This is a genomic window from Candidatus Cloacimonadota bacterium (assembly GCA_011372345.1).
Lineage (GTDB): Bacteria > Cloacimonadota > Cloacimonadia > Cloacimonadales > TCS61 > DRTC01.
This window is the reverse complement of sequence record DRTC01000262.1, coordinates 1-5,998: the sequence shown is the minus strand read 5'-3', so window position 1 is coordinate 5,998 and position 5,998 is coordinate 1. Positions and strand designations below refer to the sequence as shown.

Genomic DNA, 5,998 nt, shown 5'->3' with positions numbered 1-5,998 from the left:
GCATCGTTGGATATTTACTATTTCTTGAGAATGCTGCGGAGAAAGAAGTTTTATGATCGTCAAAATACAATCCTAAAACAGGCTCGAAATTACTGATTGCTTTTTCCCGATGTTTCTGGGTAAAAAATGAAATACCGGAGCCGGCAGTTATTGTAATATTCTTCCAGACAGAAAGTTCATTCTGAACAAAAGTATGATGAAGATGCTGATTATTGGAAGTCCAATCAAGATAGGTTTGATCGTCTTTGCGGTTATAAACCTGTTTTTCTCCCCTGTAACCTGAAAGTATTTTCAGAATATCGAATGGCTGCCATTCAAAATTCTGACTAAATCCAAAAGTCCAGTTTTCGATCAGAGAATTCAAAGTTATTTCCGAATAGGTATTATCCGCAAATCTTTTGTAAGTATCTTCGTAAGAATCAAAATAAATACTCGAAGCAGATTTAAGGTTATATCGCAACTGGAAAGAACTGATCCCGGTCAATTGATAGCGTTTCCAATCGAAGATCCTGCTGTAGTTTTCATCGGTTGATTGATAGATAGAAGCCGGATTTCCCTTTTCATCCATAAATGTATAACCTGCTGTAATCCCAAATTTATGAAAATCGAATATCTTCCAGTTCAATTTCATCTGGAAATCATATTGTTCCCGATCGGAATTATCCCTTACTTTTCCATTCTCAACCAGTTCCGCTTCGGAATTTACAGGCTTCAATTCTTCCGGAAGCATAAAACCGTCCGTGTTATTTCTGGAAGCAAATAGCCAGTAACTGAATTTTTCCAACTCTCTTGAACTTGATAAACTGATCGAATTAGTATTATTTCTTCTGAATTGAGTTGTGAGTTTGATCCAGGATTTGTTGCCGGGTTTTTTTGTGATCAGGTTTAATACACCACCCATTGTATTGAATCCGTAAAGTGCGGAAACCGGACCTTTGATCAATTGGATCTGGTCAATATCAGAAAGTGGAAGTAACTGCAGGTCGAGATTTCCGAAATATCCTGAAGATAACGGTCTACCGTCGATCATGATCTTGATCTCTTTTTTATCAAAACCGCGAATCCTGAGGTTGCTTTCTCCTTTTCCTCCAATTGTCAGATCAACTCCATTCATATCTGCGACAGATTCTGCTAAATTTATTTCAGTCATTGCATTTTGGGAATTGAATTTTTTTACTTCGATCGAGCCGATTGATTGCTGCGGTTTTTCCGCAACGACTCTGATACCTTCTAATTCATAATATCTTGATTTTGAAGTTAGTAGAGAATCCACTTCTTCTGCAAGAATTAAAGTTGAAAAGAACACAAACATCACAAAGAAAGTTTTTTTCATTTCTCCTCATATTTGATAATTTCTACTCGTTCCCAAACTCCTGTTTGGGAATGCCAGAACTCTGTTGTCTCCTCGTTCTCAAACTCCTGTTTGGGAATGCCAGAACTCTGTTGTCTCCTCGTTCTCAAACTCCTGTTTGGGAATGCCAGACAAGAAGATAATTTCGAATTCATAGAATTTGAAAATTATTTATCCTTAATATTTTATCAGAATATTCTCTAAAGAGGTCTTCCCTATGGGAGACGATCAAAGCTCCGAAACCATTATTTCTCCTGGTTTGAAATATATTCTTTAATTTTTCGATCTGAACATGATCGAGACCTGCTGTCGGTTCATCCAATATCCAGAATTTTTTCCATTCCAGATTAAGGGCTGAGATACCAATTCTTTTCAGTTGTCCGCTGCTTAATTCCCAGATCGGTTCATCTTTCAAAAGTAAAAGATCGAATTGATTCAAAATATTATTTCTTTCATTTTGCTGTTTATGCGAATCTTTTGCCAGAAATTTATTTTGCCAGATAGCAAGTTCTTCTTCAGGAGTTGAAGCGATCAAATTTGCCAATGGTTCTTGTTTTAAAAAAGTTATTTGCTTTGCTTTTTCATAGACTTTTTGTTTTGTAACATCCTTGTCTTCAAATAAAATCCGTCCTTTAAAATTATTCTCCAAACCGCTTAATATCCTGCAGAAAGTTGTTTTCCCGCTTCCGTTCTTGCCAGTCAGAAATGTAATCTTGTCGGTTTCGATCTCCAGATTTACATTTTTGAAAATTATTTTATTTTGATAACTGAAGGAAAGATCGTTAATAGAGATTATTTTCATTTTTTTAATCATAATTATTCTAAAAAACCATTCCATCTAACGCCGTGATAAATAAAATAGTGATAGAAAATCTTTTGAACTTCACATCACCACAATGTCCGTCAAAAGCCGGAGTAAACAATTGTGGTGTTATTCTGATTTATTTTCATCGTTATTGATTTCCTCTTTTTCAGAATACTATCTGACTGGACTTCATCAACTTTAGTTCGATGGAGTTCAGTAAGATGTCACTAACTCAAGTCCAGTCTCACTTCGCTCCTCTGAACTCGAGTTATTCAAATTTATCTCTTTATTTGAAATTTCTAAAAGTTTTTCCATGTGGTCGGCTATAAAAATGATTTTCCCTGATCTTGAAAGTTCTGTTATTATATTTTTCATAATTTGAACATATTTATCAGATAATCCTGCTGAAGGTTCATCCAATAAATAAATATCAGGAGACAAGGTAAGAAGGGATGTAAAAGCAATCAGTTTTTTCTGACCAAAAGATAGATCAGCCGTATTTTCAAATCGCAAATCCTCGATCTCAAGTTTCTGCAATGAATCATCGATTCTCCGCTTAATTTTTTCAGGTTCGACCAATAAATTTTCAGGACCAAAAGCCAATTCCAATTCCACGAGAGGAAAAAAAAGTTGATTTTCGGGTTCCTGCATAAGTAAGCTGATCTTTGGAGAAATCTGCGGTAAACTTAGATTTTTTAGATCTTCATGGGAAATAAAGACCTTTCCGTGAAAATCTCCGGAGATCATTTTCGGGATCACTCCGCATAAAATGTTCAATAAGGTTGTTTTACCGGATCCGCTGCTACCTTTAACAGCAATGATATCTCCGGATTCTGTTTCGAAATTAAAATTTTCTAATAACCAGGCAGTATCTTTGGTATAACGAAAGGACAGGTCTTGAATTTTCAGGTTTGTCATTAAATTGCTATAACTCTATTTTTGAAACATATTTTATCCATCTCTGTTTGAATTCATCTTCAGGAATGATCAGACGAAAATATTGCTCATTATTTTTTTCTTTGAGAACAAGATATGTTTCTTCAATTTCAGCTTTTTTTATAGTTGCTCGCAAACCATCGCGGGAAATGAATTTTATTTTCGGGATCGAACTCGAATCGATTTTAAAGTATTCGAGGATTTTATCTATTCGTATTCCCTGAAATTCATCACCACTCAAAGTGACGAAATTTTCTCTGTTAAGTTTTTCAAATCTGTCGAATGAGAGTTTGAAAATCTGATCTTTATGCTCAATCATAATTCCTGCAAAATTTTCATTCTGCTTTTGCCGGATGATCGATAAAGCGACAAGAAGAATTACTAAAATTGCAAGTATGATTATGATTTTTTTCAATTTTCCCTCGTTATTCTCGTTCCCAAATTCCATTTGGGAATGCGATTTTTGGAAAAGTTTTACTTTGTTTTTTTTTCATAAGATAAGACGAAAAACATTCGAAATACAATTTCTTTAATAATTGTGTTCTCAAATAAAATATGGGAACAAGTATTTTTTTTCATTTCGGTGTTCTTTCTGTGTTTTCAGTATTCAATTTCCTGTTTTTTGATTTTATATTTTCTGACCGGATAACCATTTTTTTGAGATTCTCCTAATAATTCGAAATCTTTTATTCTTTCGGAAAATAATAGTATCTTTCCATTTTTTTCAGTCTTGATATCTATAATTCTTTTTACCGGTTGATAAATACAAATCTCTCTGATATCAGTGATATTGCAAACCGGTGGAAGCAATTCCGAGGAAGAATACCAGCTATTTTTATCTTTTTTCAGTTGAATTTCTGAAAACGATATTTCTGAAATCAAAGCAGCAGTTCCATCTGCTCCGATCAACAAAGCATATTCAGTAAAAGGAGCTTTTTCCTTGAGGAGTTGTGCTAACTTTCCTGATTCAGTGATTTTCGCTCCAGCTGAAATATTTCCGGTTAATATGATCCCATTACTTTCACATGCTGATAAGAACAGAAGAAGAACCAGAATTGCGACAATTACAATTCCAGTAAAATTGATCTTTATTTTTCTATCCATTTGATTTTAAGTGCTTTTTCCCAAATCGGATCACGGAAATCCAAATTTGATCTTTTTTCCTGCTTTTCATTTTCGGAAAATAAATAAAATTCATCTGGAACATTATTCCATTTCAGAAGTTCTTTGATTTGCTTCCAATTCTCGAATGGTTCCATAAACAAAATTCCTCGATCGAATAATTGAATGTAAGCGATTTCTTTTATCCACATTCCGGCTGGCATAGACGGACTTTTCAGATCGTATTTTCCATCCTCGAAAATGAGTGATGCTTTTTCCAGGTATGTTTGATAATCTAAATTGTGTTGAACTCCATCTCTGCCTACGATCAGGAATTCTCCATCAAGAAAAGGAAAAATGTTCTCGATCAAATCATTAAAAAAATAACCGCTAACATCAACGAATGGTTCGGGATCTTTTCGTATTTGTTTCTTTTCCAGGTTGTTTTCTGCAAGAAAGATCGTATTGGGAAAGATCGCTTCCTGCAACAATTCGACTTCTATAGTTTTTAAATTTCGGATCCAGAACATATCCCGCATTTCAGGAACTACCAGCCTGATTTCATTGATCTGAAGGTCGTTACCATTTCTCTGCAAAGCAATTATCGGTTTGGTTTGAAGAATTTCTTTTTTCTTTAATCTAACCAGATAATTATCATCTGAAATAAACTTCAATTGAGCAAAGTCATTGATTTCATTCACTTTTAAAAGCGAGATTAAATCGACTCCGGACCATATATCGATTTTTATTTTGTCATTTTTTTCCCTTGTTGTTGTTATTTCGAGCTGTTCAAATTCTTGTAACTTTTCGATCGAGATCGGTAATGATTCATTGTCTGTTTTTATTTCTAATGAATGTAAATTTAGAAATAAAATAGAAAATACTGAGAATAACGAGATAAAATATTTCATTTATTAAATCCTCTTTTCTAATTACAGTTCTATTCAACCAGTATATTTATCAAGACTTTACGGATGGTTGAGTTTACTAGATCTCCGTAATGGTCGGTGTTTTATCTTCAACCATTGCGAAGGTTTCAATCTCCTGAGGAAATTTTAACCATCAGTCAAAAACCTGACATGGTTCGCAAGCTTTGTGAGTTTACCGATGAACACTGACTAATCTGTAAAAAATCATTTTTTTATAGATCGAATAGGAAAAAATCCCACCGATCATACCGGATATGGAAGCAGCAATCAATGAGATAAGGAGAGGGATCAGAGCAAGCCGCATGATCAAAATAGTAACCACGATTGTTCCGGAAATGTTGGCAAATAAACAGAGCATGATTTGTGAAAACAAATTATCCTTATTTTTCAGGAGAAAGGAAGCGATTTCAGCAGTAATTCCCGGGAGAGTATAACTTATAATCGAAACCGCTCCGTGATTTCCAAAAAAGCCAATCGAGATCATGACAACGCCCTGCACAAATCCTACTAAAAAGCCGGCTCCCGGTTTTTTTATGATCACGATCGCCAGCACCAGCCACATCATATATAATCCACCGGCTAAGGAACCACCGGGAATCATCAAAGGAGATGAGATCAAATGGATCAAGGGCGTTATGATCGGTTTGACCGATAATCCCAGGGCACTGAAGATCGCAATGTATAACAGGTCTTGCGACGAATATTTAGTAAATAATTTCATATAAAAAATTGATAGTGAATATTTGGAAACCGATAAATCGGTTAATATCTATTATCTTCTTATTAACCGCCAACTTAAGTTGGTGGCTAATGAAACAAGAAAAAGACATCAACCGTTTTAACGGTTTCTCATTTTATCGAATCTGTCTTTTAGAG

Annotated in this window: 7 protein-coding genes; all 7 read right to left on the bottom strand. The window is 34.6% G+C overall.

Going from position 1 to position 5,998, the window contains the following annotated elements:
- On the bottom strand, nucleotides 1–1,333 hold a 1,333-nt coding region (locus ENL20_05135; GenBank protein ID HHE37940.1), incomplete at its 3' end, for a hypothetical protein.
- Nucleotides 1,334–1,502: 169 nt separating this feature from the next.
- On the bottom strand, nucleotides 1,503–2,189 hold the full coding sequence (locus ENL20_05130) for an ABC transporter ATP-binding protein (protein ID HHE37939.1): 687 nt from the start codon (nucleotides 2,187–2,189) through the stop codon (nucleotides 1,503–1,505).
- Between the two features lie 180 nt (nucleotides 2,190–2,369).
- Nucleotides 2,370–3,074: an ABC transporter ATP-binding protein gene (locus tag ENL20_05125; GenBank protein ID HHE37938.1), complete on the bottom strand. Its 705-nt coding sequence runs from the start codon at nucleotides 3,072–3,074 to the stop codon at nucleotides 2,370–2,372.
- A 7-nt stretch (nucleotides 3,075–3,081) separates the two neighbouring features.
- A complete protein-coding gene (locus ENL20_05120; protein ID HHE37937.1) occupies nucleotides 3,082–3,507 on the bottom strand; it encodes a hypothetical protein in 426 nt (141 codons plus the stop codon).
- Between the two features lie 185 nt (nucleotides 3,508–3,692).
- Nucleotides 3,693–4,196: a hypothetical protein gene (locus ENL20_05115; protein ID HHE37936.1), complete on the bottom strand. Its 504-nt coding sequence runs from the start codon at nucleotides 4,194–4,196 to the stop codon at nucleotides 3,693–3,695.
- A complete protein-coding gene (locus ENL20_05110) occupies nucleotides 4,181–5,104 on the bottom strand; it encodes a hypothetical protein (GenBank protein HHE37935.1) in 924 nt (307 codons plus the stop codon). Before ENL20_05110 ends, ENL20_05115 begins: the two co-directional genes overlap by 16 nt.
- A gap of 190 nt (nucleotides 5,105–5,294) precedes the next feature.
- Nucleotides 5,295–5,843, bottom strand: a complete 549-nt coding sequence (locus tag ENL20_05105; protein ID HHE37934.1) for a hypothetical protein — start codon at nucleotides 5,841–5,843, stop codon at nucleotides 5,295–5,297.
- Between the last annotated feature and the right edge of the window lie 155 nt (nucleotides 5,844–5,998).